Consider the following 25,493-nt stretch of genomic DNA (forward strand, 5'->3'; position numbering starts at 1 on the left):
CGGGCTACCCCCCGGCCAACGCCACCCGCAACCGCGCCGCACTGGCGCGGGGGCAATTGAGTTGAATCTGCGCCAGGCCCAACCAGTTGGCCATCTTGCGCAAATTGTCCGCCAACGCCTGCATGCCCGCCTCATCGAGACCCGGTTGCTCTTCGTGCACCGCGTGCACCGCCAGCCGCCCCAACGCCCGCTCAGCCCGCAGATCGACCCGCGCAGCGATCCGCTCGTGGTGCAGAAACGGCAACACGTAATAGCCATACACCCGCTTGGCGGGTGGCGTATAGATTTCCAGGCGGTATCGGAAGTCGAACAGGCGCTCGGTCCGGCTGCGTTCCCAGATCAACGAATCAAAGGGCGAGAGTAAGGCACTGGCACTGACCCGGCGTGGGACTTTCGGCTCGGGCAAACAGTACGCCCGTTGCTTCCAGCCCTGCACTTCGCAGGCGTGCAACGCGCCATCCTCCACCAGTTCCGCCAACGCGCTGCGACACTGCGCCAGCTCCAGGCGAAAATAGTCGCGCAAGTCCTTCTCAGTCGCCACACCCAGTGCAGCGGCGGCGTGCAGGAGCAGTCCTCGTTGCGCATCTGCCTCGCTTGGCAGAGCAACACTGAGCACGGACGCGGGAATCACCCGTTCCGGCAGATCGTAGAGCCGCTCAAAACCGCGCCGCCCCGCCACCGTAACCTCTCCGGCAGCGAACAACCACTCCAACGCGTGTTTTTCCGCACTCCAGTCCCACCAGGGCCCTGCTCGCTCCTGGCGTGTCGACAAACTCCCAGCCCCCAACGCACCGAGCTCCTCGACCGAGGCCAGGACCCGGCGGATGGTGTCCTGCTGTTCCCGCCCGAAACGCGCCAATTGCTGATAGATGCCCTCGCCTTGCGCGGCCCGTTGCATTCGCCAGCGCAGCAACGGATACATCGACAACGGCAACAATGAGGCCTCATGCCCCCAGTATTCGAACAAGGTGCGCCGCCGCCCTTGGGCCCAGGCGGCCTGATCAAGTAGCTCGGAGGAGTAGTCTCCAAGGCGCGAGAACAAGGGCAGGTAATGCGAGCGCACTAGCGCGTTGACCGAATCGATCTGCAGCACACCCAGACGTTCGATCAACCGATTGAGCTGGCTCGACTTGACCGGTGCTGGCGACTGACGCCCAGAGAAACCTTGGGCCGTCAGTGCCAGGCGCCTGGCTTGCTTGAGGGAAAAACACAGGGAGCCGGTCATGTAACCATCCTTGGTGAAGGTTTCCTCCACCTTAATACCAGGCTCACCAAACGCCAATGGCAGGCTCAACGCTTCAGCGGATCATCCCAGAACGGGCGCGCAGACTCCCTGACCACATCCGCCCGACTCAGGCCGATGTCCCGCAACCGGTCATCGCTCATCCGTGCCAGCTCGGCACGGTCCTTACTCAACTGGTGCCACCGCCCCAGTTTCGCGAGCGCCCTGGACAAATGCCGGACCGACCTGTCCAGCGTTGCTTCCATGGCGCCGCGCCCTACCCTCACTACCGTGTACCGTCGTTCCATGACAGTGCTCCCAAAAAGTGAGGTCGAAGTCTGCTACCGGTTCGGTAAACCAACCAGTGAATGTCGGTGACCACCTGTTTCCAGCTCGATACAGCCCCATGGCCCGGGCGTTTGTACCGGACCACGGGGGAGTGACAGAAGATTTCAATCGACCTGGCCGCTTACTTGCCCTTGCCCATTGGGTCTTCCCAGAAATGCCGCTCCGTTTCCTGCTGGATGTCGGCCCGACTCAGACCAATGTCTTTCAGCGCGTCATCGCTGAGGCTGGCCAGCACTGAGCGCTCACGATGCAACTGAAACCAGCGCACGAGTTTTTCCAGTAGATGATGGGAGAAGCCATGGAGTGAGAAATGGTTTAACTGCACATAACCTTTTTGACCTTTCATCGTCTTGCCCTCCGTTGTGGATGGCTCAAGTCTCGCGCCAGGACTAAGATCAATCCAACGAATGTTTCTTATGCAACACATCTCGGAGATTGATGAGTTGAGCGCCTACCCCAGCATTGATACCGAAGTCCTGCGCACGTTCGTCGCCATTGCCGACCAGGGCGGTTTCACCCGCGCTGGCGAGTTGGTCAACCGCACGCAATCGGCGGTTAGCATGCAGATGAAGCGTCTAGAAGAGGACGTGCTGCAACGCCAACTGTTCCAGCGCGACGGCCGCCAGGTGAAGCTGACTGCCGAGGGTCAGGTGTTGCTGGGTTACGCCCGGCGGATCCTCAAGCTGCACAGTGAAGTGTTCAATACCCTGCGAGAACCGCACATGGTCGGCATGGTCAAGATCGGCACGCCCGACGACTATGTCATGCGCTTCCTGCCGGGCATCCTGTCGCGCTTCGCCCAGGCCTATCCGTTGATCCAGATCGAAGTGCATTGCGACTCCTCCGAGCAGTTGCTGCAACGCCAGGACCTGGACCTGTCGATCGTCACCCGCGAACCTGGCAACGAGATCGGCCAACTGCTGCGCAAGGAACGTTTTGTCTGGGCCCAGGCGCTGTGCTTCAACCCCAACGAGCAAGTGCCGCTGCCGCTGGCAATGTTCAACAGTGACTGTTTTTGCCGGCGCTGGGCCTGTAACGCGCTGGACGCCAGCGAGCGCGAGTACCGCATCGCCTATAACAGCTCAAGTCTGTCGGCGATCATGGCGGTGGTCAGTGCCGGGCTGGCCGTAACCGCCCAACTGGAAAGCCTGATCACCCAGGACATGCGCATCCTCGGCGAGGCGGAAGGTCTGCCGCAGTTGCCCGAGGCCAGCATCATGCTGCTGCGCAACCTGCATAACCCCTCGCCCATCACCGAGTGTCTGGCCGAGCACATTGTCGAAGGCTTCAAACTTTAAAGGCGAGCATCACCGCACACAGCACCAGGAAGGCGCAGAACAACCCGCGCAGCAAGCGCTCCGGCATGGCGTGGGCGATCTTCACTCCCCAACTGATGCTCAACAACCCGCCCGCCGCCATGGGCAGCGCAATGCTCCAGTTCACCTGCTGATGCAGCGCATAGGTGACCAGGGTCACGCCGGTGCTGGGCAAGGCCAGCGCCAGCGACAGGCCCTGGGCCACCACTTGAGTGGTGCCGAACAGACTGGTGAGCACCGGCGTCGCCACCACGGCCCCGCCCACACCGAACAACCCGCCCATGGCCCCCGAGGCTGCTCCCAGGACGCCCAGCCAGGGCCATGGATAGCGCATCTGCGCGCTGGGCTTGGCGGTCGCCATGAACATGCGCAGCAGGTTGTAGCTCGACAGCGCCACCAGAAAGGCCACAAAACCGATGCGCATGACCTGGGCATCAATCCCCACCGCCCAGATCGAGCCAAGCCAGGCGAAACAAAAACCCATCGACGCAAGCGGCAGGGCGTGCCGCAACTCGATGCGATTGCGCTGGTGGTAACGCCAGAGCGCCAGCATCACATTGGGCACCACCATCACCAGCGCCGTGCCCTGGGCAATCTGCTGATCCAGGCCGAACAATACGCCCAGCACCGGGATCGCGATCAATCCGCCGCCGATTCCGAACAATCCGCCGACAGTCCCCAGGGCAGCGCCCAGTACCAGATACATCGCCAACTCAATCACAATTCATTTCTCCGCACACCAGGCTGTGCATCCTACGCAGTAGCTTCTAGCGGGGAAACGCACAGCAACGCACAATGGCTGTGCCAAATCCGCATAGGCCGATCCTGATGAATCCCAACGCGCTCACCGACCAACTGGGGTTATTCCTCGACGTAGTGGAAACCGGCAGTTTTTCCGCGGCCGCCCGCCGCCCTCCACTGACCCCCTCGGCCGTCGCCAGGCGTATCGACAGCCTGGAGCATGCCTTGGGCAGCCAGCTGTTCGTGCGCACCACCCATGCCGTTCGCGCCACGCCCGCGGGGTTGGCGTTTGCCGAACGAGCCCGACGGATAGTCAGTGAATTGCGCCTGGCCCGGGCCGAAGCCGCTTCCCTGAGCAACGCGCCGGAGGGCCTGATTCGGGTCGATGCGCCTGCGGCCTTCGGTCGACGCCATCTGGCACCGGTGATTGCCGACTTTCTACAGGTCTATCCGGGGCTCGACGTGCAATTGCATTTGATCGACAGCTTCGTCGACATGCAGGGCTTGAATCTGGGCAAGGTCGACCTGGTGCTGCGCGCCGGGCAAATGGCCGACACCCGCATGGTGGCCACACCCCTGGCGAGCATGGTGCGCATTGCCTGCGCCAGCCCCGCGTACCTCAAGCGGCGCGGCGTACCCCAGCGGCCCGAGGAGTTGAGCACTCATGACGGCCTCGATTGGGATGGCCTGGCGCCGCCCTTCGCCTGGCGCTTCGAGCACAACGGCCAACAGCACTTGCATCGCCCGCAACGCATCCGCCTGAGCGCCAACAATGCCGAAGCGCTGCTCTACGGCGCCCTCGCCGGCCTGGGTATCGCGCACCTGCCGACCTGGTTGTGCAGCGAATACCTGCTGCGCGGTGAGTTGCTGCCGTTGTTTTGCGACGCGGGCTTGCCCAAGCCGGAGAACACCGGCATCTATGCCCTGCGCCTGGAGCAGCAGGCCAGTTCCCGCACACGGCTGTTGCTGGAATACCTCAAGAGCCGCTTCAGCCCAATCCCGCCATGGGACCTGGCCCTGCAGCGTGACTTCAGCCGGCTCTAGCGGACAATCATCTGGCGCAAGGCAAAAAAAAACCCGACACAAGGTCGGGTTTTTTGCCTACAAGGACTGCGCTTATTTAGCACGGCCTTTGTAAGAACCGCCTTCGCGGGTATCGATCTCGATCATGTCGCCGATTTCGATGAAGTCAGCAACCGACAGCTCGGTACCGTTCTTCAGTTTGGCAGGCTTCATCACCTTGCCGGAAGTGTCACCGCGAGCGGAACCTTCGGTGTAGTCAACCTGACGCACGATAGTGGTCGGCAGCTCTACGGATACCAGACGGTCTTCGAAGAACACGGCTTCGCAGACGTCGGTCATGCCTTCTTCAACGAATGGCAGAACGCTTTCGATGTCTTCGGCGTTCAGCTCGTACATGGTGTAGTCAGTGGTGTCCATGAACGTGTAGGTGTCGCCGCTGATGAAGGACAGGGTCGCTTCTTTGCGGTCGAGGATCACGTCGTCCAGTTTGTCGTCGGCGCTGTAAACGATCTCGGTCTTGTAACCGGTCAGCAGGTTTTTCAGCTTGGTCTTCATGATCGCGCTGTTACGACCGGACTTGGTGAATTCAGCTTTCTGAACCAGCCAAGGGTCGTTTTCGAGACGGATCACCGTACCGGGTTTCAGTTCTTTACCAGTTTTCATTGCGAATATCCGAATTTGGATGGGATTTACAAAAATCTAGGCCGCGTATCATATCCAATTTAGGTAAAACTGCACCAGCGCTGAGGCAAGATCGACCTGCAACGACTGTTCCAGACACCATGAGCGGGCGTGATTTTGCAGCTCCGGCCAGTGCGCCTCGGCGCTGATCCAGGCCGGGGCCATGCCCTCGCCGTTATTCCAGGCCCGCCACAACCCCTCTAGCGCCGCGCGTGCGGCGGGTGACAGGGTTTTGGTATAGAGGGTCAAAAAGGCTTCGAGCTTATCCAGGTGGGCCTCTTCCTCCTGCTGGTAGATATGCCACAGCATCGGACGAGCGGCCCATTGCGCACGGACGAACGAGTCCTCGCCACGCACCGCGTTGAAATCGCAGCACCACAGCAGCAGGTCGTACTGGTCCTGGCGCACAAACGGCAACACCTGCACGGTCAGGGCTCCCCGTTGCTGCACGGCGCCGACTGCCAGTCCCGGCTGCCCCAGCCAGCGTGCCACATCCCCGAGGACTCGCCCCTGCGGCACCAGCAGATGGGTGGCCTGTGCAGCGTTCGCCATCACGTCCAGCCAATCGGCCAGCCCGGCGTTCTCGTAGGCAAACAGGGATATCAGGCGCGCTCCCGCGGCGCGCTCTACCCCCAGGCCTTGCAGGAACTCACGCTGCGCAACCGGGTTGGCTTGAAACTGCTCGCGCCGTGCCAGCAACTCGCGTTCGCGCAGCAGACCGCCCGTGCCCGGCTGGAACCCCGGGAAAAAAAAGTATTTCTGCACATGCTGGAACTTCACCGAGGGCAGGCCGTGGCAGCCAACGATCCAGTCTTCGGCACTCAAATAGTCGAGGTTCAGCCACAGCGGAGTGTGCTCGCGGGCTGCCATCGCCTCCATGTAGGCATGCGGTAACTGACAGGCGAAGGCCGCAACCACCACATCGGCAGCGTCCGTCGCTTGCCAGTCCGCCGACCAGTGACGCACGTCCACGCCCTGCTGCCATTGCTGGCGCGCATTGACATCGAGCTCCGGACACAGGCGCTCGAATGCCCGCAGGTCATCGACCCACAAGCGCACCGCGCAGGGATGCTCGGCCACCAGTTGGCGGGCCAGGCGCCAGGTCACGCCGATGTCGCCGTAGTTGTCGACGACCGTACAGAAAATATCCCAGTCGACTTTCATGCCGGGCTCCGTGGGGCAAAGACTTTGATTGTCCGCATAAATCGTTGCGCGCAGAAGGGCCGACGGCGATTAATCTTCATGCGACAATCCACGCTTGCCCATTTCCCCCGCCAGGAGGCAACGATGCCGTACCGTCCACCCGCTCGCCGCACAGTGTCGATCACTCTCAACCCGCTGCAATTGATCGGCTGCATCGCCCTGGGCCTGTGGCTGGGGTTCGTCGCCATTGCCCTGACCGCCTGGCTGCTGTCCAGGCTTTTGCCTGCGACACAGTTGGCGCCGCTGGCGGACGTGGTGCGCCCGGCCACCCAAGCCGCGCCGGTGGCGGCACAACCAGCAGCGGACAACCAGATGTTTGAGCAGTACAAGTCCATCCTCAACCAACAGGCGCGGCAGGAAGTCCTGGAGCAAGCGCGCAATGACCCGCGCAATCAGACAAACCCCACCTGCCAGTTCTGGTTGCAACAAGACCGCACTATCCCCAGCGACAAAAGCCGCAGCAACGTGCTGCAGTTCTGCAATTGATCATGAATAAACAGAACGTACACCAGTTGCTTCTGGAAAAGCTGGCGGTCGATTTCGACGTCGCCCAGCGAGCGGCGCAAACCGCCTACGAAACCGCAACCCACGAAGAAAACATCGCCGAGAACAAGTACGACACCCTGGGGCTCGAAGCCTCTTACCTGGCGGCCGGCCAGGCCAAGCGCGTCGAGGAAATTCGCCAGGCGCTGACGCGGTGCCAGAACATGCCCGTGGCTGCGTATGACGCGCAGCGGGGCATCCAGATCGGCAGCCTGCTGGGCCTGGAAGACGACCAGGGGCGCCAGCAATGGCTGTTCCTGGCGCCGGATGCGGCGGGATTGAAGGTCTATCTGGTGGGACAGTTGATTACCGTCATCACCCCGCGCTCGCCACTGGGCAACAGCCTCTTGGGCAAATTGGAGGGCGATGAGGTGGAGATCGTGGTGGCGGGCACTCGGCAACAGTTCACTGTCACCGAGGTCGTCTGAGGGACTCAGTGAACCGGTAGTTCAACGCCGTCGAACAGTTCTTCGAGTTCCTGCTTGTTGTGGCACTGGATGGCCTTGGCCATGACTTCGCGCGTCAGGTGTGGGGCGAACTTCTCGATGAAGTCGCACATGAAGCCACGCAGGAAAGTACCGCGACGGAAACCGATCTTGGTCACGCTAGACTCGAACAGCTCGCTGGCATCGAGTACTACCAGGTCATTATCGAGCTTGGTATCGACCGCCATCTTGGCTACGATCCCGACGCCCAGGCCGAGGCGCACATAGGTCTTGATCACGTCGGCGTCAGCGGCGGTGAACACCACTTTCGGCGTCAAGCCGCGGTGGCTGAAGGCTTCGTCGAGCTTCGAACGGCCGGTAAAACCGAAGACGTAGGTCACGATCGGGTATTCGGCCAGGGCTTCGAGGGTCAGCTTCGGCAGCTTGGTCAGCGGGTGACCCTGGGGTACCACCACACAACGGTTCCAGCGGTAGCACGGCATCATTACCAGGTCGCCGAACAACTCCAGGGCCTCGGTGGCAATCGCGAAATCCACGGTGCCATCGGCGGCCATTTCGGCGATCTGCATCGGCGACCCCTGGTGCATGTGCAGGGCAACGTCGGGGTATTGCTTGATAAAATTGCTGATCACCGGCGGCAATGCATAACGTGCCTGGGTGTGTGTGGTGGCAATCGACAGGGTGCCTTTCTTCTCGTTGGAGAACTCCTGGGCGATCTGCTTGATGCTCTCGACCTTGCGCAGGATTTCGCCGGCGGTGGTGATGATGCGCTCACCGGCCGGAGTGACGCGGGTCAAGTGTTTGCCGCTGCGTGCAAAAACCTCGACGCCCAACTCGTCCTCCAGCAGGCGGATCTGCTTGCTGATGCCCGGCTGCGAGGTGTACAGGCTTTGGGCAGTAGCCGAAACGTTGAGGTCGTGGTGCGCCACTTCCCAGATGTAGCGCAATTGTTGAAGCTTCATATGAATCCCTCAAAGCAGATAGACGCCACGGGCATCAGCGACGGTATATAACTATATTAATGGTTTGAAGAATAAATCTAGAACTTTTTCATCAAAAGGCCAGCATTCTCGCCTCAAATATCCCCGTGCCGCCGGCGCTGTGACAGGGGCACCAGGTAAACCGGCACTTGCGACAACTGCAACACCCGTGCGGCTGTGCGCCCCAAAGGGGTTTCCCCACCGCTGCCATGGCTGTGACTTCCTAGGATCAACAAATCCACCGAGAGTTTCTGAGCCTGTTCGAGAATCACCTGCGACGGATCGCCCTGGAACACCCTGACCGACTGAATCAGCTCCAGGTCCTGCTGCCCCTCCCCCAACTCCTCGCGAAAACTGTCGAGCACCCGCTGTTCGATATTGGCCATTACCGTACTCAGGCCCTGGCTGTGAAACTCGTTCAGCGCCTGTTCGTCGAGGTAGCTCTGCAACACCGATTCAGCGAACAACCCCATCGGTTCAACCGCGTGCACTACATACAGCTCGGCCTTGAACGTTCGGGCCAATGCCAGTGCGTGTTGCATCACAAAAGGAGCGTAAAGGCCGAGGTCAGTGGCATACAGCATCGAACGAATCATGTGACCTCCTCGAGTGCCTGAATGGCGGAGATTGCTTCAGCTTAGCAGTGCTGCGCGCAGTTCGACGTGCCGTGCAAGGTGCTGAACGGGCGACCTAAACCTTCAGTTCGTTGCTGATACCGTGGGGCACGTGCCCGGTGGCCACGACCTCGCGGGCCAGTTCACAGTGGCCGGCCTGGTCGTCGAAAAACACATCGGCGGCAAACGCCTCAAGAAATGCCGACTTGGTCAGCCCCCCGAGAAACAGTGATTCGTCGAGGCGGATATCCCACTCGCGCAGCGTGCGAATCACCCGCTCATGGGCCGGCGCCGAACGTGCCGTGACCAAGGCGGTGCGGATCGGGCATTGGTCTTCGGGGAACTCGCGCTGCAAGGCATTGAGTGCGGCCAGGAAGCCCTTGAACGGACCGCCGCGCAGCGGCTCACGCGCGGCCTGCCGCTCACTGGCCTGGAACGCTTCAAGACCGCCGGCCTGATAGACCCGCTCCGACTCATCGGAAAACAGCACCGCATCGCCATCGAAGGCGATGCGCAACTCTTCGCTGGCCGCACGGCTGGCACCTCCCGACAGAATGGTCGCGGCGGCAAAGCCGGCGTCCAGTGCGCTGCGCACATCTTCAGCGTGAGTGGAGAGAAACAGGTCGCAGCCAAATGCCTTGAGGTACGGATAGGGACTGCGGCCACCGACAAACGCCGCCCGGGAAATTGCCAGGCCGTAATGGTGGATCGAATTGAACACCCGTAAGCCGGTGTCAGCGCTGTTGCGCGATACCAGCACCACTTCGACCCGAGCCTTGCCCAGGTGCGCATTGAGGTTCAACAGTTTCTGCACCAGGGGAAAGGCATCGCCCGGCTCGAGGATCTCGTCTTCATGTTCGATCTGGTACTGCCGGTACGCCTCGACGCCACTGGCCAGGTACACCTTATGGCTGTCGCTGAGGTCGAACAGCGCTCGCGAGGAAATCGCCAGGACCAGTTTGTCGTCGATGCCTTTTGCCATGTGTCCCCCCGGACTGAAACTTCAGCGATTACGCCCATCAATAAAACACAGGGCCTGATACAGGGCTTCGATCTTCGGCATCGGGCAACCCGCTGCCCGGGCCGAAGCCAAGGGCTGGGCGTAGATCGCAGCCAACTCCAGCGGCCGCTGCTGCTGGAAGTCGTGATACATGCTCGGCCAGTAGTCGGGCATTTTTTCGGTGACCTTGAACAGATGCTCGGCATAACCCGCTGGCATGCTGTGCCCACAGGCTTGTGCGCCCTGCACCACTTCCGCCATCAGCGCCTGGATCAGTTCGCGACTGTATTGATCGGCCATCAAGGGGCTGGTACTCGCCCCGAGCAGCACCGACAAACCGTTGTAAGGAACATTCCAGACCAGTTTTTGCCAACGCGCCTGCTGCAGATTGGCCATGGCCTGGGAATCGAGACCAGCGGTACGAAACAGCCCAGCGCCTTGCTCGACGATCTGCTGGCGTGCCGCCGCATCGGCCATCACCGGGCCACTGTGATAACCCACATGCACGGCGCCCAGCGCCTGGTGTTCGATGATGCCTGGGCCTGCGCGGTGCACACAGATGAAACACAGGCCACCGAGCAGGTGCAGCGAGTCGGGCAACAGCTCGCGCAAGCTGTCCTCGACATCCAGGCCGTTCTGCAGCAGCAGGACCTTGGCGCCCGCCGCCGCAGCCTGGATGATCGCCGGCGCCAGCTCGCTGTTACTGGTGGTCTTGGCACCCACCAGCAGCCAATCGCAAGGGGGCATGTCTTCAGCGGTGTTGTAGGCCTGGACCGGGTTCAAGGTCAGGGCGCCGAACGGCGCGCTGTGCACTTGCAGGCCACGCTCGGCCACCGCGCAAAATTCGCTGCGCAGTAGAAAATGCACGTCAAATCCGGCCCGCGCCAGCATCACGCCGTAAAATCCACCAATCGCCCCGGTGCCGATAATGCCGATTCTCGGCGATTGTCCTGCTGTTGCTGTCATGGCAATTCCTCTGGTTCCCGACTCAGCGCCAGCCCCACCGCCGCGTTCAGTTCAGTGCGGGTGAGGCGCGCCTGGACTGCGCCAAAAAACTCACCGTCGCGCACCACAAACAGCGCCGGCAAATGAAAGACCTGATAACGCGCCACGGCTCCGCCGTTGTTGCCGGCGTCGATCCAGCACAGCCGATCGACCGCGAGGCCGAGGGCGGGTAACTGGACTCGCGCCCAACGGCAACTGGAGCAGCCGACACTGGTGAAAATCACCAGCGAGACACCACTCATCGCCAACAGCCGTTGGTCGGCGTCGAAATCGGTCAGCTCGCATTCGACCACTATACTGGGGGAAACACTGTCGAATGACCGACACTTGGAGTCCGCGTTCATGGGGCGTTTTATTCCTCATCCTGACGATGTGCCCGTCGAGTTAACGTTGCGCAAGCACCAGTGTATTTCTCGGCAAGAGCTGCACACTATCAGTCTCGGCGGCGTGGCTTGCAATTACCACCGCGCCTGGCGCAAGGGTACGGCACTGGAAGTACGCATGCCGACCCTCAGCGAACATGTCTGCTACCTGGGCTACGTGGCCTGGTGCCTTCGGCGCAAGCGTGGTTACCTGGTGGGCATCGCCTTCATCGACGAACAGACCCTGTTCAAGGCGCGAATGGGCGAGCAGGTCTGCCAGATCGAACGTTATTGCCGCCAGCAAGACCAGCAGCGCGAACCACAAGGCGTCCAGGCACTGGCCCTGCAATGGGTCGATCAACATGCCGGCGAGTACTCCCACGAGACCGTTCGCCAGGCTTTTGCCACGCCAGCGCTGGATTAAACCCGCGTCTGCCCATTGTCGAGCCACCGCCTAACGCGCTAAGGTTCGGCTCCCCGCTGCGCTTAAATCATGCTGTGCTCCGCCGCGCGGGGATCGCTGGCGGCCGGCACCCGTGACCTGACGAGTAACACGATGGCTGATTTACCGATCAATGACCTAAACGTCGCCTCCAACGAGACGCTGATCACTCCTGACCAGCTCAAGCGTGATATCCCCCTGAGCGCCGCTGCCCTGCAGACCGTGACCAAGGGCCGCGAAGTGATTCGCAATATCCTGGATGGCACCGACCACCGCCTGTTCGTCGTAATCGGGCCCTGCTCGATCCACGACCTCAAGGCCGCACACGAATACGCCGAGCGCCTCAAGGTCCTCGCCGCAGAAGTGTCCGACACCCTGTATCTGGTCATGCGGGTCTATTTCGAGAAGCCACGTACCACCGTCGGCTGGAAAGGCCTGATCAACGATCCGTACCTGGACGACTCCTTCAAGATCCAGGATGGCCTGCACATTGGTCGCCAGTTGCTGCTGGACCTGGCCGAGATGGGCCTGCCGACCGCGACCGAAGCCCTTGACCCGATCTCCCCGCAGTACCTGCAGGACCTGATCAGTTGGTCGGCAATCGGCGCGCGCACCACCGAATCCCAGACCCACCGGGAAATGGCCTCCGGCCTGTCCTCGGCGGTTGGCTTCAAGAATGGCACCGACGGCGGCCTGACCGTTGCCATCAACGCCCTGCAGTCGGTTTCCAGCCCACACCGCTTCCTGGGGATCAACCAGGAAGGTGGCGTATCGATCGTCACCACCAAGGGCAATGCCTACGGTCACGTGGTCCTGCGCGGTGGCAACGGCAAGCCAAACTACGATTCGGTCAGTGTGGCGTTGTGCGAGCAGGCGCTGAACAAGGCCAAAATCAAGCCAAACATCATGGTCGACTGCAGCCACGCCAACTCCAACAAGGATCCGGCCCTGCAACCGCTGGTGATGGAGAACGTTGCCAACCAGATTCTGGAAGGCAACCAGTCGATCATCGGCCTGATGGTCGAAAGCCATTTGAACTGGGGTTGCCAGGCGATTCCCAAAGACCTGGCCGACCTGCAATACGGCGTGTCGATCACCGACGCCTGCATCGACTGGTCTGCGACCGAAACCACCTTGCGCAGCATGCATGCCAAGCTCAAGGATGTGCTGCCTAAACGCGAGCGCACCTGACCCGCATCCAGCGCACACAAAAACGCCGGGCTTAGCCCGGCGTTTTTATTGGTAACCCTGATCAGAGCTTGGCGGCATGCCGCTGATGACGTTCCATGTAGCGCTCCACGTAGGAGCACGAGGGGATGACGGTGTAACCCATCTGCTCCGCGTACTCGAGCGCCTGCTCGGTCAACGCGGCGGCAATACCACGGCCACGCAGCGCGTTGGGTACGAACGTGCGATAGATATCCAGGGTCTGCTTACCCAGGTCCATATAGGTCAGGTAGGCACGATGACCGTCCACATTGGTCTCGAATTGATGACCAGCCTGGTCATGGTGGATGGACAACGCCTCGCTCATCACTACTCCTCGCGGGTCTTTGACTGACCCCTACCTTACCGATGTTTTTCCGGCGAAGGAACCTCTACGCCACCCCGTGCCTGTCGGACACCGAGAAAAACCCGTCCTGATCCCACGCAACCTGGCACGTATCAAATAGTAGGCACCAAAGGCACAAATGCTCAAGGCGCGCTCGTCACGATGTCGCGGGCGTGGGTTCGGCATGGGTCACGTCGAGGCGGTTCGACCGACGCTCTGGAGCGGCCGATCACCTGAACATTGCCGGATATTGAGACTTAAGACGTGCGCCGGTAGTTAAAGTCACCGCCAACATGCAAAAGTGACGTGAAACGACGCACAATTCCTCAACATAAGTGTAGACGAATCAATATAAAGGGACTTTAGGCGATACTGCGAAACAGCCATCAGGGTGCCACTGGCTTTCAAGCAGCGCGCTCAGTACGGGCTTCGCGGTTGCATACTTTTTATACAGCGCGATTAAAAGTTGCTCGAAAAAGAATCAGCGCCTACAATTTTTTTTGCTTCTTGCTATACGTCAGTTTACTTACTAAAAGTAATGGGTAGTATGTACGCCGGCTGTTTCCTCACTCTGGGGTGACAGCTAATTAATAGAAAGTCCTTGAAGGGGAACACGATGAACAACGTTCTGAAATTCTCTGCTCTGGCTCTGGCCGCAGTTCTGGCTACCGGTTGCAGCAGCGTATCGAAAGAAACCGAAGCACGTCTGACTGCTACTGAAGACGCAGCAGCTCGCTCCCAAGCTCGTGCAGACGAAGCTTACCGTAAAGCTGATGAAGCTCTGGCTGCTGCTCAAAAAGCACAACAGACTGCTGACGAAGCTAACGAGCGTGCTCTGCGCATGCTGGAAAAAGCTAGCCGCAAGTAATAGTCCTTCGGGATTGTTATCAAGCCGACCCATTTTTTGGGTCGGCTTTTTTATTGCCCGCAGTTTCTGCCGGCCATAAAAAACCCGCCGGGGCTGACGTCCCGGCGGGTCTTGTGGAGCGCTTACTGCAGTTCTAGCGGCGTGCTCGACACCAGCGGGGTACCCGTGCCCGGCACTGCGATTTCCACCGGCAGGCCATCTTCGGCCGCGACCACGTCACGCACCACGTCCCAGTTCATGCGCATGTTGCTGGTGATGTCCTCACGCTTGAGCATGGCGTTGATCACTGCGGTGTGCTTGTCGACCACCGACGGGTTGCCCTTGTCATCGATTGGCGTATGCGCCTCCAGATAGACCTTGCCGCCGCTCATGCCGAACTTGTACGGGTCGTTGAGGATGCGCACCGAGGTACCCACCGGCACCATGCTGGCCATCTCCAGCACGTTGTTGTTGAACATGCGGAAGCAGCCGTGGCTGGTGCGCATGCCGATGCCGAACTTCTTGTTCGAACCATGGATCAGGTAACCCGGCGTGCCCAGGGTGAACTTGAAAGGTCCCAGCGGGTTGTCCGGACCGGCCGGCACGACATTCGGCAACGGGTCGCCATCGGCGGCGTGCTCAGCCTTGATCGACGCGGGAGGGGTCCAGGTCGGGTTGGGGGTCTTGGCGACGATGCTGGTGTGGGCAATCGGCGAACCCCAGCCTTCCCGGCCGATCCCCAGGGGGAAGGTGTAGACCACGTTGCGGCCTTTAGGGAAGTAGTACAGGCGGTACTCGGCCAGGTTGATCACGATGCCTTCACGCGGGCCCGGAGGCAGGATGAAACGCGTTGGCAGGATGATCTCGGTGCCCGCGCCCGGCAGCCAGGGATCGACACCCGGGTTGGCCGCGACCATTTCCGAATAACCCAGGTCATAGGTGGTGCCCAGATCGGCGAAGGTATCTTCGTACTTGGCCTTGATCACTTGCACCTGGCCGACGATATCTTCGCCCGGCGGCGGCAAGGGCAGCTCCAACGCTGCAACGGGACCGGCCACGCACAGGGCGGCAAGAGACAGGCAGCGGGCGACGGCAGGAAAGCGCGACAACATCCGGAAAATCCTTTGCATGATCGACAGAGGGGGTAAAACCGCGATTGTACACCGCAGTCTGCGGATTCGGGGAACCGGGCGACGGTCGCCGCGCCGCAGGTTACAACTCGAAACGCAACTCCGGCCAGATCGGCGAAGTACCGCGCTTCTGTGACTCCAGGATTGCTCGGCACAACGAGCACAGACGCTGGTCCTGGAATACCCGGCGATCGACGCTGGACCAGCGCGGTTGCGCCGGCAGCAACGTACCGCACAGGGTACGGTCGGCCGAGCCGCCCAACTCCAGTTGACGCGTCACCAGATGCACCCGGACTTCCTGGCAGGCGAACAGATCCAACTGCTCGTCAGGCTCGATCAGTTGGTAGGCAAACAGGGACCAGGCAGGACGCGGCATCGGGGGCTCCAGATCAGGGGGGCGCCACATTAGCCGAAAGCCTGCCGCTAGAAAAGCATCAAAGCAGGGGTTTTAGCGTTGGCCAGACATTTTCCAGCAACTTGCCCTGTGCCGCGCCGGCCGGGTGAATGCCATCGGCCTGCATCAGCTCGGGCTTGCCGCCAATTCCCTCGAGAAAAAACGGCACCAGCGCGACCTTTTTTTCCGTCGCCAGATTGCTGTAGACCTGGGCAAAGGCCTGGGTATAGCGCACACCATAATTAGGCGGCAACTGCATGCCCAGCAACAGCACCTTGGCGCCACTGCCCCGGGACTGGTCGATCATCGAGGCAAGATTTTGTTGCAATTGCGTGGGCAGCTGTCCGCGCAGGCCGTCATTGCCCCCCAGCTCCAGCACCACCAGCGCCGGCTTATGGGCTGCAAGCAGCGCTGGCAGCCGCGCCTGGCCACCTGCACTGGTGTCGCCACTGATGGACGCGTTGACCACCGTAGTGGTGAAACCTTCGTCCTTGAGCCGCTGCTCCAGCAGCGATACCCACCCCTGCCGGGTATCCAGGCCGAAAGCCGCGCTGATACTATCGCCAACGATCAGGACAGTACCCGCCGCTGCGTTCTGGGCCATGCACATCAAGGCCAGGCCAGCACTCAAAAACCACACACGCATCGGACTCTCCATGGGCGCAAACATTCTCACTGCGCGGAACCTTAGCAAAGTGGTTCCCAGCGCGGAAGGTGAACTGACCATCCTGCACCAACTCAGCCTGGAACTGAACAAGGGCGACAGCCTGGCCATCGTCGGCAGTTCCGGTTCCGGCAAGTCCACCCTGCTCGGCCTGCTCGCCGGCCTCGACCTGCCCAGCAGCGGCGAAGTCACCCTGGCCGGCCAGGCCTTGAGCCAACTGGATGAAGACCAGCGTGCACGCATCCGCGCCGAGCATGTGGGGTTCGTGTTCCAGTCGTTCCAATTGCTGGACAGCCTCAACGCCCTGGAAAACGTGATGCTGCCGCTGGAACTCGATGGTCGCAAGGATGCCCGCGAACGTGCCACTGAACTGCTGCGCCGGGTCGGCCTGGGCAAGCGCCTGAGTCATTCGCCGCGCCAGCTTTCCGGTGGTGAGCAACAGCGCGTGGCGATCGCCCGGGCATTTGCCGCCGAACCCGATGTGCTGTTTGCCGATGAACCCACCGGCAACCTCGATACTCATACCGGCGAGCACATCAGCGACCTGCTGTTCGAACTGAACAAGGAAAGCGGCACCACCCTGGTGCTGGTCACCCACGATGAGCGCCTGGCACATCGCTGCCACCGCCTGATCCGTCTTGAAGCCGGCCTGTTGGTCGCCCCCCTGGAGCCTTGATGGCACGCTTGCCGCTGTTGCGCCTGTTCAGCCTGGCCATTCGTCAATTGCTGCGCGATGCCCGTGCCGGCGAACTGCGGGTGCTGTTCTTCGCCTTGCTGGTGGCCGTGGCCGCCAGCACCTCCATCGGCTATTTCGGCGCGCGCCTGAATGGCGCAATGCTGTTGCGCGCCACCGAATTCCTCGGTGCCGACCTGCTGCTCGAAGGCAGCTCGCCCGCCCGTCCCGAGCAGATCCAGAGCGGCAAGGACCTGGGCCTGCAACACGCCCAGGTGGTGGAGTTTTCCAGTGTCATCGCCACCGACCAGGGCATCCAGCTGTCGAGCATCAAGGCCGCCGACGGGGTCTACCCGCTGCGCGGCCAGCTGAAAAGCGCGCCCGCGCCGTTTGCCCCGGAAGAAGCCGGCGGCAGCCCGCAACCGGGTGAAGCCTGGGTCGAGGCACGGCTGCTGACCGCGCTGGACCTGAAGATCGGTGACAACATCGACGTCGGCATGAAGACCCTGCGCCTGAGCCGCGTCCTGACCTACGAGCCGGACCGCGCCGGCAACTTCTACAGCCTCACGCCGCGGGTGATGATCAACCTCGCCGACCTGACGGCCACCGGCGTGGTGCAACCCGGCAGCCGGGTCAGCTACCGCGAACTCTGGCGCGGCGACGCCACCGCCCTGGCCACCTACCGCGAGCGACTCCAGCCCGGCCTGGCGGCGAACCAGCGCCTGCAGGATGCCCGCGACGGCAATCGACAGATCGGTGGCGCGCTGGGCAAGGCCGAACGCTACCTGAACATGGCGAGCCTGGTGGCGGTGCTGCTGTCCGGGGTCGCGGTGGCGCTGTCGGCAACCCGCTTTGCCACCCGCCGTTTCGACGCCAGTGCCTTGTTGCGCTGCCTGGGGTTGTCCCGTCGGGAAACCCTGGTGCTGTTCAGCCTGCAACTGACTGTGCTGGGGTTGCTCGCCAGTATCAGCGGCGCCCTCATCGGCTGGTTCGCCCAACTGGGGTTGTTCGCCCTGCTCGGCGACTTGCTGCCCACCGACGTACCGCCCGGCGGCCTGCTACCGGCCATTGCCGGGATCGGCACCGGGCTGGTAGCGCTGGCCGGCTTTGCCCTGCCACCGCTCGCCGCCCTCGGCCGAGTGCCACCCCTGCGGGTGTTGCGACGCGACATGCTGCCCATCCCGTCAAGCACCTGGATGGTCTATGGCGCCGCCCTGGGCGCGCTTGGCCTGATCATGTGGCGCCTGAGCCTGGACCTGGTGCTGACCTTCGCCCTGCTCGGGGGGGGCGTACTGGCCGCGCTGGTGCTCGGCGGCTTGTTGCTGCTGGTGCTCAAGAGCCTGCGCCGCCTGCTGGCCCGGGCATCCCTGCCCTGGCGCCTGGGCCTGGGGCAATTGCTGCGTCATCCACTGGCGGCAGCCGGGCAGTCCCTGGCTTTTGGCCTGATCCTGTTGTCGATGGCGTTGATCGCCCTGCTGCGTGGCGAGTTGCTCGACACCTGGCAGAACCAGCTACCCAAAAATGCGCCAAACTATTTCGCCCTGAACATCCTGCCGGCCGACAAACAGGCATTTACCGATCGCCTGATCGAACTCTCTGCCCAATCCGCGCCGCTGTACCCGGTGGTGCCAGGACGCCTGATAAGCATCAATGGTGAGCCGGTGCAGGCGATTGTCAGCAAGGACTCCCAGGGTGATCGGGCGATCCAGCGCGACCTCAGCCTGACCTGGGCGGCGCAACTACCGGCGGGCAACAGCATTACCGCCGGCAATTGGTGGTCAGCCCAGCCGTCCGACGACATCCCCGGGGTCTCGGTCGAGGGTAAGGTTGCCGAGAGCCTGAAGCTCAAGCTCGGTGACCACATGGTGTTCACCGTTGGCGGGGTCAACCGCGAAGCCCGGGTCACCAGCCTGCGCGACATCAACTGGGACAACTTCCAGCCAAACTTCTTCATGATCTTCCAGCCCGGCACCCTGCAGGATCTGCCCGCGACCTACCTGACCAGTTTCTACCTGGCCGCCGGTCACGACCAACAGATCATCGACCTGTCGCGCGCCTTTCCGGCGGTGACCATCTTGCAAGTCGAGGCCCTGTTGGCACAGCTACGCAGCATCCTGGGCCAGGTCACCCTGGCGGTCGAGTACGTGCTGTTGTTCGTCCTGGCGGCGGGTATGGCCGTGCTGTTTTCCGGATTGCAGGCGACCCTCGATGAACGCATTCGCCAAGGGGCGTTGCTGCGTGCGCTGGGGGCCGAACGGCAACTGCTGGTCAAGGCCCGGCGGATCGAGTTCGGCTTGCTGGGTGCGGTCAGCGGCCTGCTGGCGGCCATTGGTTGCGAACTGGTGAGCCTGGTGTTGTACCGCTACGCCTTCGACCTGGCTTGGCATCCCCACCCGTGGCTGCTGTTGCTGCCGGTGATCGGTGCATTGCTGGTGGGCGGTGCCGGGGTCTTTGGTACGCGCCGGGCATTGAACGCCAGCCCACTGACAGTCCTGCGCGAGGGTTGATAGACTCGATGCTTTCCCAGCACAAGACATTGTCATGAGCCGCTATCGCCCTCCCCGTCCTGCCGGCACCGCCCTCATCACTCCCGAGGGCGAGGCGCGGATGCGTGCCGAGTTCCACGAACTCTGGCACGTGCGCCGCCCCCAGGTGACCCAGTCCGTCAGCGAAGCCGCCGCCCAGGGCGACCGCTCGGAAAACGCCGAGTACACCTATGGCAAAAAAATGCTGCGCGAGATCGACAGCCGGGTAAGGTTTCTCACCAAGCGCCTGGAGGCGCTCAAGGTGGTCAGCGAAAAGCCCAGCGACCCGAACAAGGTCTACTTCGGCGCCTGGGTGACCATCGAGGATGAACAGGGCAAAACGTCGCGCTACCGCATCGTCGGCCCGGATGAACTGGACCTCAAGCAAGGCCTGATCAGCATCGACTCACCGCTGGCGCGGGCCTTGATCGGTAAAGCGCTGGATGCCGAGGTACGGGTACAAACCCCGGACGGCGAGCAGTTCGTGTACATCACGGCCATCGACTACCCCTGAAGGCTAGCGTCGGGCGATCAGCCCCTGGCGGGCGACACGGGTCAGTTGCCTGATCATTTCACCCGCTTCTTCGGCGCTGGGGGACTGGATAACGGCCAAGTCAAAGCTGTCACTGGCAAAACGTGCCAACGACTCACCGTCTTCGACAAACTGGATCAGGAACGCTGCCGGACCACCGTTGCGACGCGGCCAGCCATCCAGATAACGCAGCAGCGTCGGCTGGTGATTACCGCCCAGGAGGATTTTCGGGTTGCGTTGGGTCAGGTGAGCCGTGATCGGCGCGGGGCGTAGAGAGGGGTGCAGTGCATTCATCTTGTCGTGTCTCAGCCTCAAAAATCTGCATGGCAGGTGAGAGGCAACACCGAACCAGCGCTTTAGCGGTACTTCAAAGCCTGGTCCAGGCTTCTATCGGCAACTGAATGAGTCACCTGGCGCCCCGCAAGTAGCTGTTTAAATCGGCGCATGGCAGCATCCTAGAGAAGCTGACGGGACAGTGTCAAGAATCCGCAGCAACAAAAAGGCCCGCGTATGCGGGCCTTAGTCGTGAGCCAGAGCACTCAACCGGCGATGGCGCGATCCACCGACAGCTTGCCAGCACCTTCGCACAAGACCGCGATGCTACCGCCGAGCAATGCCAGGGCAAACTCATAGCCGTTGTTGGCCATGAACAGGCCGTTGCTGATGTGCACCGAAAAAATCGCTACCAGCGAGAGGAAGGTCAGGCCCAGGGCGGCCGGACGCACCAGCAAGCCGATGATCAGCGCCAGACCGCCGAAGAACTCGGTACCGCCAGCCAGGATCGCCATCAACTGCCCCGGTGCCAGGCCCAGGCTTTCCATGTACTGCGCGGTCCCCGCAAGGCCATAGCCGCCAAACATGCCGAACAGTTTCTGCGCACCGTGGGCGGCGAAGATCACGCCGACGCAGATCCGCAAGACCGTCAGGCCGTAGCCGGCGCGGGTGAAAAGTACCTTGTTGATCAGTGTGCTCATGCTCTGTCATCCATAGTGAGTGTGTGTGTTGGTTGGCCGCTATATTAATCGGTAAACCTTATGTTAAAAGCGCAAAAAACTCAGATTAACAATCAGTTTAGTCGATCATTTGCGACTGACAACTTTTTGCCCCGGGGCCTCCAGCGCCTCCCGCTCCCGGTCATAGGCCAAGTAGTACTTGTTCACACTGTTAACATAGCTGACAGGACCCATCCCTACCTGCTCCATGGCAATGCGCTCGACCTGGAAGAACCACTGGTTAGGGTTCAGCCCACGGCGCCGCGCCTCGGCACGCATCCCCTGGACCCGCTCCGGGCCGATGTTGTAGGCGGCGAGAATGAACGCCATGCGCTCGCGCTCATTGAGCTTGGGGCTGGCGAAAAACTTGCGCCGGATCAGCGCCAGGTATCGCGCACCGGCCTGCACATTGCTGTCCAGGGACTGAATGTTATTGACCCCGACCCGCTGCGCCGCCGAGGGCGTGATCTGCATCAATCCGGTCGGCCCGCTGCCGCTTCGAGCGCTAGGCTCCAGCGACGATTCCTTGAACGCCAGGGCCGCCAGGTTCAGCCAGTCCAGGCCTTGTTCGCTGGCATGTTTCTGCAGCACGGTGCGCACTTTCTCAAGGCGTTGCCGGTCGTTGCGGGCCAGCGGGTTGCGTACCTGGTACAGGCGCCGATAAATCCGCAGGAACGCCACATCCTGGTCGGAGGGGGCTTTGTAGGTGGTGAGAAAACGGTCAATGCTGGCCCGCAGCATCGAGGCATCACGATGCACGAACCAGAACTCTTCCCCCGGCTCGCTGATCAGCACCTGCCGGTCGAAACGCAATTTGGGCAGGATCTTGCCCCAGCGCTCGGCAATGGGTTGCTCGACAATGGTCAGGTGAAAAATCCCGCCCTGGACCATTTCCAGCACATCCTCCACGGCGAGGCTGGGGTCTACCCATTCGATCCTCACCGGCGGCAACTTGTGCAGCGCGAGTTTCTGGTTGATCTGGTTGATCGCCTCCCCGGCGGCACTGCCGGTGGGCAGCGCCAGGGTTTTGCCCGACAGCTGTTCAAGCCGGGTGTAGCGCCGCTCACCCTTGATCCCTACCAGCAATAACGGCACGTTGCTGACAATCGGCTCGCTGGCGCTGACCGCCCGCACTGCCTGGGCGTCAAGCAGTTCGCCCGGGGCCACCAGGTCGCCTTCGCCGCGTTGCAGCGCACCGAGCAATTGGTCCTTGGCCTTGGGAATGATCTTCAGGGAAATTTCCTGGCCATCGCGGGCATGGCCATTGAGGTATTGCTCGAAAGCGCGCAGGCGATGGTATTCCATGCCGATGTTCTGGCCCTGGACTTGCGCGGAGCTGTTGCGGCTCTGATTGACCAGGACCCGCAGCACCCGACTGCTGCGGATTTGCGCCAGGTCGCGGACCTTGCCCGTCTGCACGGCCTCCACGGGCCCGGCCAAGCGCGCCAGTGCCGGCAAAGGCACGAGCAGCGACAGGCACAGCAGGAATAAAACCGGGAGTCGCGTCATCCGTTCTCCGGAAAGAATACTGTCCCGCCGCACAACAAGAGGCGCAGCAGGTCGACAGAAACAGAGCGCCTGGAGCGCTGGCAACGAGCGAAAGAGCGGGCTGCGAGCCTGATAAAATCAGTCGAAGTGCTCCTTCGGCATCAAAAGACAGCGTTAACTCATTGTAGTTCTTGGCTTTTCTTATAAATCTTGAGCTCTGGTATGCTTTCCGGCCGCATCCCCAGGGTAGCACCATGCAACTCATCGATATCGGCGTCAACCTGACCAACCCCAGTTTCGCCGACAAACACCAGGCGGTGCTGGACCGCGCCTATGCCGCAGGAGTCTGCCAACTGGTGCTGACCGGCACTAGCGTGGAGGGCAGCGAACAGGCCCTGGAACTGTGCCAACAACTGGATGAAAGCGGCGAGCGCCTGTTCTGTACCGCCGGTATTCACCCACACTCGGCCAGCGACTGGAATGCCGACAGCGCGCGGCGCCTGCACAGTTTGCTGAAAGAGCCGAACGTGCGGGCTGTCGGCGAATGCGGGCTGGATTTCAATCGCGACTTCTCACCGCGCCCACAGCAGGAAAAGGTCCTGGAAGAACACCTGGCCCTGGCGGTCGAGTTGCAGTTGCCAGTGTTCCTCCATGAGCGAGACGCCAGCCAGCGCTTGCTGGAGATCCTGCGCGACTTCCGCGACCAGTTGCCGGCCGCCGTGGTGCACTGCTTCACCGGGGAAAAAAAGGCGCTGTTCAGTTACCTCGACCTGGACTTGCACATTGGCATTACCGGCTGGATCTGTGACGAGCGCCGCGGTACCCATCTGCACCCGCTGGTGCGCGAGATTGCCCGCGGCCGCCTGATGCTCGAGAGCGATGCGCCCTATCTGCTGCCTCGCAGCCTGCGGCCAAAACCGAAAAACGGGCGCAACGAACCGGCCTACTTGCCCGAAGTACTACGCGAAGTGGCCCTGCATCGGGGCGAGAGCCTGGAAGACCTGGCGGCCCACAGCACTGCCTGTGCCCGGGCGTTTTTCGGCTTGCCGAGCGTCGCATTTACCGCCAATCCGTAGGAGCAAGGCCGGCCAGCGATAGCATCGGCAGACCCCTGCCCCACTACGACTTGACCCACATCAACACCGGACCTCCTCGATAGCGGCACAATGATGGCACCTTGCCAATGTTGTTTCCGCTATCAGAGAAGACCTCCATGGGTGCCTGGCTTAGCAATATCTCGCTGAAATACAAGTTCTGGGCGGTCAATGCCGTCGCCTTCGTGACCACCCTGCTGCTGGTGCTGTATGCCGTGCAACTGGAACAACAGGCGCGCAGCGAGGCTGCCCGGCAGGCGGCTGGCGCTCAAGCGCAATTGCTGCGTGCCTGGCCCGCTGCCCAGCCGTTGCCCGCCAACGACGCGCTGCTGAGCTTCAGGCCAGGGCAAACTCCCACGCTCGACGAGCGGCCGTTACCGCAATTGAACAACGCCAACGGCTGGGTCTCGATCAATGCCATGCCGTTGTTCGGCAACCACCTGCTGATCGGTGCCGAGGTCCTGTCCCGGGCCAATGGCGAACGCACTGCCGTCCTGGCCTATGGCCCGAGCCTGACCCAGGTATTTGCCGAACGCTTCGTCAACTACGCGGCAGCGGTGTTGATCCTGATGCTGGCGATGCTTGGCGCCTCGCAATTGTTGATCCGCTTTCTGCTCAGCCAGCTCAACACCCTCAAGGATGTGATGCTGCATGTCGAGAAAACCGGTGACCTATCGGCCCGTGTGCCGCTGTCCTGCGCCGATGAAGTGGGCCAGATGGCCAGTGCGTTCAATGCCATGCAGGCCGGCTACCAACGCGTGGTCAATACCGTGGCCCAGACCGCGCAGCAACTGGATGTCGGGGCGGCGCGCCTGGCCAACAGCATGAGTGACGTGCGCCAGGGCATGCTCGGCCAGCAAAGTGAAACCGATCAGGCGGCCACCGCGATCAATCAGATGTCCGCCACGGTCTACCACATCGCCCAGCACGCCGGCGCAACGCGGGACCTGTCGCAAACCGCCGACGACCTGGCAGGCAGCGGCCAGGAGGTGGTCAGTCGCGTGCAACACTCCATCGCCGGGCTGTCCACCGGTGTGCAGCAGACCGCCGGGATGATCCAGCGCCTGGCCGAAGACAGCCAGAAGATCAACGGCGTGGTCGGGGTGATCCACAGCATCGCCGAGCAAACCAACCTGCTCGCCCTCAATGCCGCCATCGAAGCGGCCCGCGCCGGTGAGATGGGCCGAGGGTTTGCCGTGGTCGCCGATGAAGTGCGCAACCTGGCCAAGCGGGTCCAGGCCTCGACCGATGAAATCACGCGCATGGTCTCGGCCCTGCAAGCGGGCACTCGCGATGCCGTGGACTTCATGCAGGAGAGCTCCTTCAAGGCCGACGACTGCGTGCAGCAGGCGCAGGAGGCGGGCAGTGCCCTGGCCAAAATCACCAGCGCCGTGGCGCAGATGCGTGAAAGCAACACGCAGATAGCCGTCGCCGCCCAGCAGCAAAGCCAGGTGGCAGAAGAGATGAATCGAGCGGTGGTGAGCATCCGCGACGTCACCGAGAACACTGTGGCACAGACCCTGGACTCGGCCACCACCAGCGATGAGCTGGCGAAACTGGCCGGCGAACTGAACCAGGCGATCGGCCAACTCAAGCTTTAGGCACTATCACGCAGCGACTATCACCTCGATAGCCAACCTTGATTCGCCGCGTGCCAGGACCCGACCTATTCTTCA

30 protein-coding genes are annotated in these 25,493 nt (G+C 61.8%); 12 read left to right on the forward strand and 18 right to left on the reverse strand.

From position 1 onward, the window contains the following. Positions 1-4 precede the first annotated feature (4 nt). The 3 genes from QMK50_RS06145 to QMK50_RS06155 form a co-directional block, all read right to left on the reverse strand. The gene (locus tag QMK50_RS06145; RefSeq protein ID WP_320332776.1) at positions 5-1,225 is read right to left on the reverse strand and encodes a winged helix-turn-helix domain-containing protein; all 1,221 of its coding nucleotides are present in this window, start codon (positions 1,223-1,225) and stop codon (positions 5-7) included. A gap of 65 nt (positions 1,226-1,290) precedes the next feature. Beyond that, positions 1,291-1,530 carry a DUF1127 domain-containing protein gene (locus QMK50_RS06150; protein ID WP_413787292.1) on the reverse strand — a complete coding sequence of 80 codons (240 nt, stop codon included), beginning with the start codon at positions 1,528-1,530 and terminating at the stop codon, positions 1,291-1,293. A 161-nt stretch (positions 1,531-1,691) separates the two neighbouring features. Next, positions 1,692-1,916, reverse strand: a complete 225-nt coding sequence (locus QMK50_RS06155) for a DUF1127 domain-containing protein (RefSeq protein WP_320332778.1) — start codon at positions 1,914-1,916, stop codon at positions 1,692-1,694. 97 nt (positions 1,917-2,013) lie between these two features. Between QMK50_RS06155 and QMK50_RS06160 the strand changes: the two genes are divergently transcribed. After that, positions 2,014-2,868: a LysR family transcriptional regulator gene (locus tag QMK50_RS06160; protein WP_162530234.1), complete on the forward strand. Its 855-nt coding sequence runs from the start codon at positions 2,014-2,016 to the stop codon at positions 2,866-2,868. Here QMK50_RS06160 and QMK50_RS06165 read toward each other — a convergent pair. After that, on the reverse strand, positions 2,858-3,607 hold the full coding sequence (locus QMK50_RS06165; RefSeq protein ID WP_095168112.1) for a sulfite exporter TauE/SafE family protein: 750 nt from the start codon (positions 3,605-3,607) through the stop codon (positions 2,858-2,860). The two genes, QMK50_RS06160 and QMK50_RS06165, sit on opposite strands and share 11 nt — an antisense overlap. Before the next feature lie 107 nt (positions 3,608-3,714). On the opposite strand from QMK50_RS06165, the gene QMK50_RS06170 reads away from it, so the two are divergent. Then, positions 3,715-4,671: a LysR family transcriptional regulator gene (locus QMK50_RS06170; protein WP_320332779.1), complete on the forward strand. Its 957-nt coding sequence runs from the start codon at positions 3,715-3,717 to the stop codon at positions 4,669-4,671. A gap of 72 nt (positions 4,672-4,743) precedes the next feature. Here QMK50_RS06170 and QMK50_RS06175 read toward each other — a convergent pair whose 3' ends face one another. Continuing rightward, positions 4,744-5,313 (reverse strand): elongation factor P, encoded by a 570-nt coding sequence (locus QMK50_RS06175; RefSeq protein ID WP_002554550.1) that lies wholly within the window; start codon positions 5,311-5,313, stop codon positions 4,744-4,746. Between the two features lie 48 nt (positions 5,314-5,361). Continuing rightward, positions 5,362-6,495, reverse strand: a complete 1,134-nt coding sequence (gene earP, locus QMK50_RS06180) for an elongation factor P maturation arginine rhamnosyltransferase EarP (RefSeq protein WP_320332780.1) — start codon at positions 6,493-6,495, stop codon at positions 5,362-5,364. A gap of 123 nt (positions 6,496-6,618) precedes the next feature. Here earP and QMK50_RS06185 point away from each other — a divergent pair, with 123 nt between their 5' ends. Continuing rightward, positions 6,619-7,020: a hypothetical protein gene (locus QMK50_RS06185; protein ID WP_320332781.1), complete on the forward strand. Its 402-nt coding sequence runs from the start codon at positions 6,619-6,621 to the stop codon at positions 7,018-7,020. Between the two features lie 2 nt (positions 7,021-7,022). Continuing rightward, complete coding sequence (locus QMK50_RS06190) at positions 7,023-7,505, forward strand: GreA/GreB family elongation factor (protein ID WP_095168105.1); 483 nt, start codon at positions 7,023-7,025, stop codon at positions 7,503-7,505. Positions 7,506-7,510: 5 nt separating this feature from the next. Here the strand turns inward: QMK50_RS06190 and cysB are convergent, their stop codons facing one another. The 5 genes from cysB to QMK50_RS06215 form a co-directional block, all read right to left on the reverse strand. Next, positions 7,511-8,485: an HTH-type transcriptional regulator CysB gene (gene cysB, locus QMK50_RS06195; protein WP_003183769.1), complete on the reverse strand. Its 975-nt coding sequence runs from the start codon at positions 8,483-8,485 to the stop codon at positions 7,511-7,513. A gap of 113 nt (positions 8,486-8,598) precedes the next feature. After that, complete coding sequence (locus QMK50_RS06200; protein ID WP_095168103.1) at positions 8,599-9,099, reverse strand: universal stress protein; 501 nt, start codon at positions 9,097-9,099, stop codon at positions 8,599-8,601. Between the two features lie 94 nt (positions 9,100-9,193). Continuing rightward, positions 9,194-10,099: a 5'-nucleotidase gene (locus QMK50_RS06205; protein WP_095168102.1), complete on the reverse strand. Its 906-nt coding sequence runs from the start codon at positions 10,097-10,099 to the stop codon at positions 9,194-9,196. A 21-nt stretch (positions 10,100-10,120) separates the two neighbouring features. Further along, entirely contained in the window at positions 10,121-11,083 is a 963-nt protein-coding gene (locus tag QMK50_RS06210) for a putative 2-dehydropantoate 2-reductase (protein WP_320332782.1), read from the reverse strand. Beyond that, positions 11,080-11,466, reverse strand: coding sequence for a thioredoxin (locus tag QMK50_RS06215; protein WP_095168100.1), 387 nt, complete (start codon positions 11,464-11,466; stop codon positions 11,080-11,082). The genes QMK50_RS06210 and QMK50_RS06215 overlap by 4 nt, the downstream gene beginning before the upstream one ends. Here QMK50_RS06215 and QMK50_RS06220 point away from each other — a divergent pair. Together QMK50_RS06220 and QMK50_RS06225 are read left to right on the forward strand one after the other, a co-directional pair. Beyond that, positions 11,465-11,908, forward strand: coding sequence for a PilZ domain-containing protein (locus tag QMK50_RS06220; protein ID WP_095168099.1), 444 nt, complete (start codon positions 11,465-11,467; stop codon positions 11,906-11,908). The genes QMK50_RS06215 and QMK50_RS06220 overlap by 2 nt on opposite strands. 132 nt (positions 11,909-12,040) lie before the next feature. Then, complete coding sequence (locus QMK50_RS06225) at positions 12,041-13,117, forward strand: 3-deoxy-7-phosphoheptulonate synthase (protein ID WP_159997303.1); 1,077 nt, start codon at positions 12,041-12,043, stop codon at positions 13,115-13,117. A gap of 61 nt (positions 13,118-13,178) precedes the next feature. Here QMK50_RS06225 and QMK50_RS06230 read toward each other — a convergent pair whose 3' ends face one another. Continuing rightward, on the reverse strand, positions 13,179-13,460 hold the full coding sequence (locus QMK50_RS06230; RefSeq protein WP_093422070.1) for a GNAT family N-acetyltransferase: 282 nt from the start codon (positions 13,458-13,460) through the stop codon (positions 13,179-13,181). A 634-nt stretch (positions 13,461-14,094) separates the two neighbouring features. Here QMK50_RS06230 and oprI point away from each other — a divergent pair. After that, entirely contained in the window at positions 14,095-14,346 is a 252-nt protein-coding gene (gene oprI / locus QMK50_RS06235; RefSeq protein WP_003172710.1) for an outer membrane lipoprotei OprI, read from the forward strand. Positions 14,347-14,468: 122 nt separating this feature from the next. Here oprI and QMK50_RS06240 read toward each other — a convergent pair whose 3' ends face one another. The 3 genes from QMK50_RS06240 to QMK50_RS06250 form a co-directional block, all read right to left on the reverse strand. After that, positions 14,469-15,437, reverse strand: coding sequence for a L,D-transpeptidase family protein (locus QMK50_RS06240; RefSeq protein ID WP_095168097.1), 969 nt, complete (start codon positions 15,435-15,437; stop codon positions 14,469-14,471). 100 nt (positions 15,438-15,537) lie between these two features. Then, positions 15,538-15,831 (reverse strand): hypothetical protein, encoded by a 294-nt coding sequence (locus QMK50_RS06245; RefSeq protein ID WP_027620143.1) that lies wholly within the window; start codon positions 15,829-15,831, stop codon positions 15,538-15,540. Between the two features lie 58 nt (positions 15,832-15,889). Further along, complete coding sequence (locus QMK50_RS06250) at positions 15,890-16,495, reverse strand: arylesterase (protein ID WP_320332783.1); 606 nt, start codon at positions 16,493-16,495, stop codon at positions 15,890-15,892. Between the two features lie 10 nt (positions 16,496-16,505). Between QMK50_RS06250 and QMK50_RS06255 the strand changes: the two genes are divergently transcribed. Genes QMK50_RS06255 through greB form a run of 3 tightly spaced genes read left to right on the forward strand, consistent with a single transcriptional unit; the run spans position 16,506 to position 20,225 of the window. Then, positions 16,506-17,189 (forward strand): ABC transporter ATP-binding protein, encoded by a 684-nt coding sequence (locus QMK50_RS06255; RefSeq protein ID WP_320332784.1) that lies wholly within the window; start codon positions 16,506-16,508, stop codon positions 17,187-17,189. Then, the gene (locus QMK50_RS06260) at positions 17,189-19,693 is read left to right on the forward strand and encodes an ABC transporter permease (RefSeq protein WP_320332785.1); all 2,505 of its coding nucleotides are present in this window, start codon (positions 17,189-17,191) and stop codon (positions 19,691-19,693) included. Before QMK50_RS06255 ends, QMK50_RS06260 begins: the two co-directional genes overlap by 1 nt. 34 nt (positions 19,694-19,727) lie before the next feature. After that, positions 19,728-20,225 carry a transcription elongation factor GreB gene (gene greB, locus QMK50_RS06265; protein ID WP_095168093.1) on the forward strand — a complete coding sequence of 166 codons (498 nt, stop codon included), beginning with the start codon at positions 19,728-19,730 and terminating at the stop codon, positions 20,223-20,225. 3 nt (positions 20,226-20,228) lie between these two features. Here the strand turns inward: greB and QMK50_RS06270 are convergent, their stop codons facing one another. The 3 genes from QMK50_RS06270 to QMK50_RS06280 form a co-directional block, all read right to left on the reverse strand. Next, positions 20,229-20,537 (reverse strand): class I SAM-dependent methyltransferase, encoded by a 309-nt coding sequence (locus QMK50_RS06270; protein WP_320332786.1) that lies wholly within the window; start codon positions 20,535-20,537, stop codon positions 20,229-20,231. A 245-nt stretch (positions 20,538-20,782) separates the two neighbouring features. Beyond that, the gene (locus tag QMK50_RS06275) at positions 20,783-21,217 is read right to left on the reverse strand and encodes a DoxX family protein (RefSeq protein WP_320332787.1); all 435 of its coding nucleotides are present in this window, start codon (positions 21,215-21,217) and stop codon (positions 20,783-20,785) included. Between the two features lie 105 nt (positions 21,218-21,322). After that, complete coding sequence (locus tag QMK50_RS06280) at positions 21,323-22,744, reverse strand: transglycosylase SLT domain-containing protein (protein ID WP_320332788.1); 1,422 nt, start codon at positions 22,742-22,744, stop codon at positions 21,323-21,325. Between the two features lie 233 nt (positions 22,745-22,977). Here QMK50_RS06280 and QMK50_RS06285 point away from each other — a divergent pair, with 233 nt between their 5' ends. Next, the gene (locus QMK50_RS06285) at positions 22,978-23,799 is read left to right on the forward strand and encodes a TatD family hydrolase (protein ID WP_320332789.1); all 822 of its coding nucleotides are present in this window, start codon (positions 22,978-22,980) and stop codon (positions 23,797-23,799) included. Between the two features lie 137 nt (positions 23,800-23,936). Continuing rightward, positions 23,937-25,418 carry a methyl-accepting chemotaxis protein gene (locus QMK50_RS06290; RefSeq protein WP_159997313.1) on the forward strand — a complete coding sequence of 494 codons (1,482 nt, stop codon included), beginning with the start codon at positions 23,937-23,939 and terminating at the stop codon, positions 25,416-25,418. Positions 25,419-25,493 lie beyond the last annotated feature (75 nt).

The organism is Pseudomonas sp. P5_152, from assembly GCF_033989915.1.
Lineage (GTDB): Bacteria > Pseudomonadota > Gammaproteobacteria > Pseudomonadales > Pseudomonadaceae > Aquipseudomonas.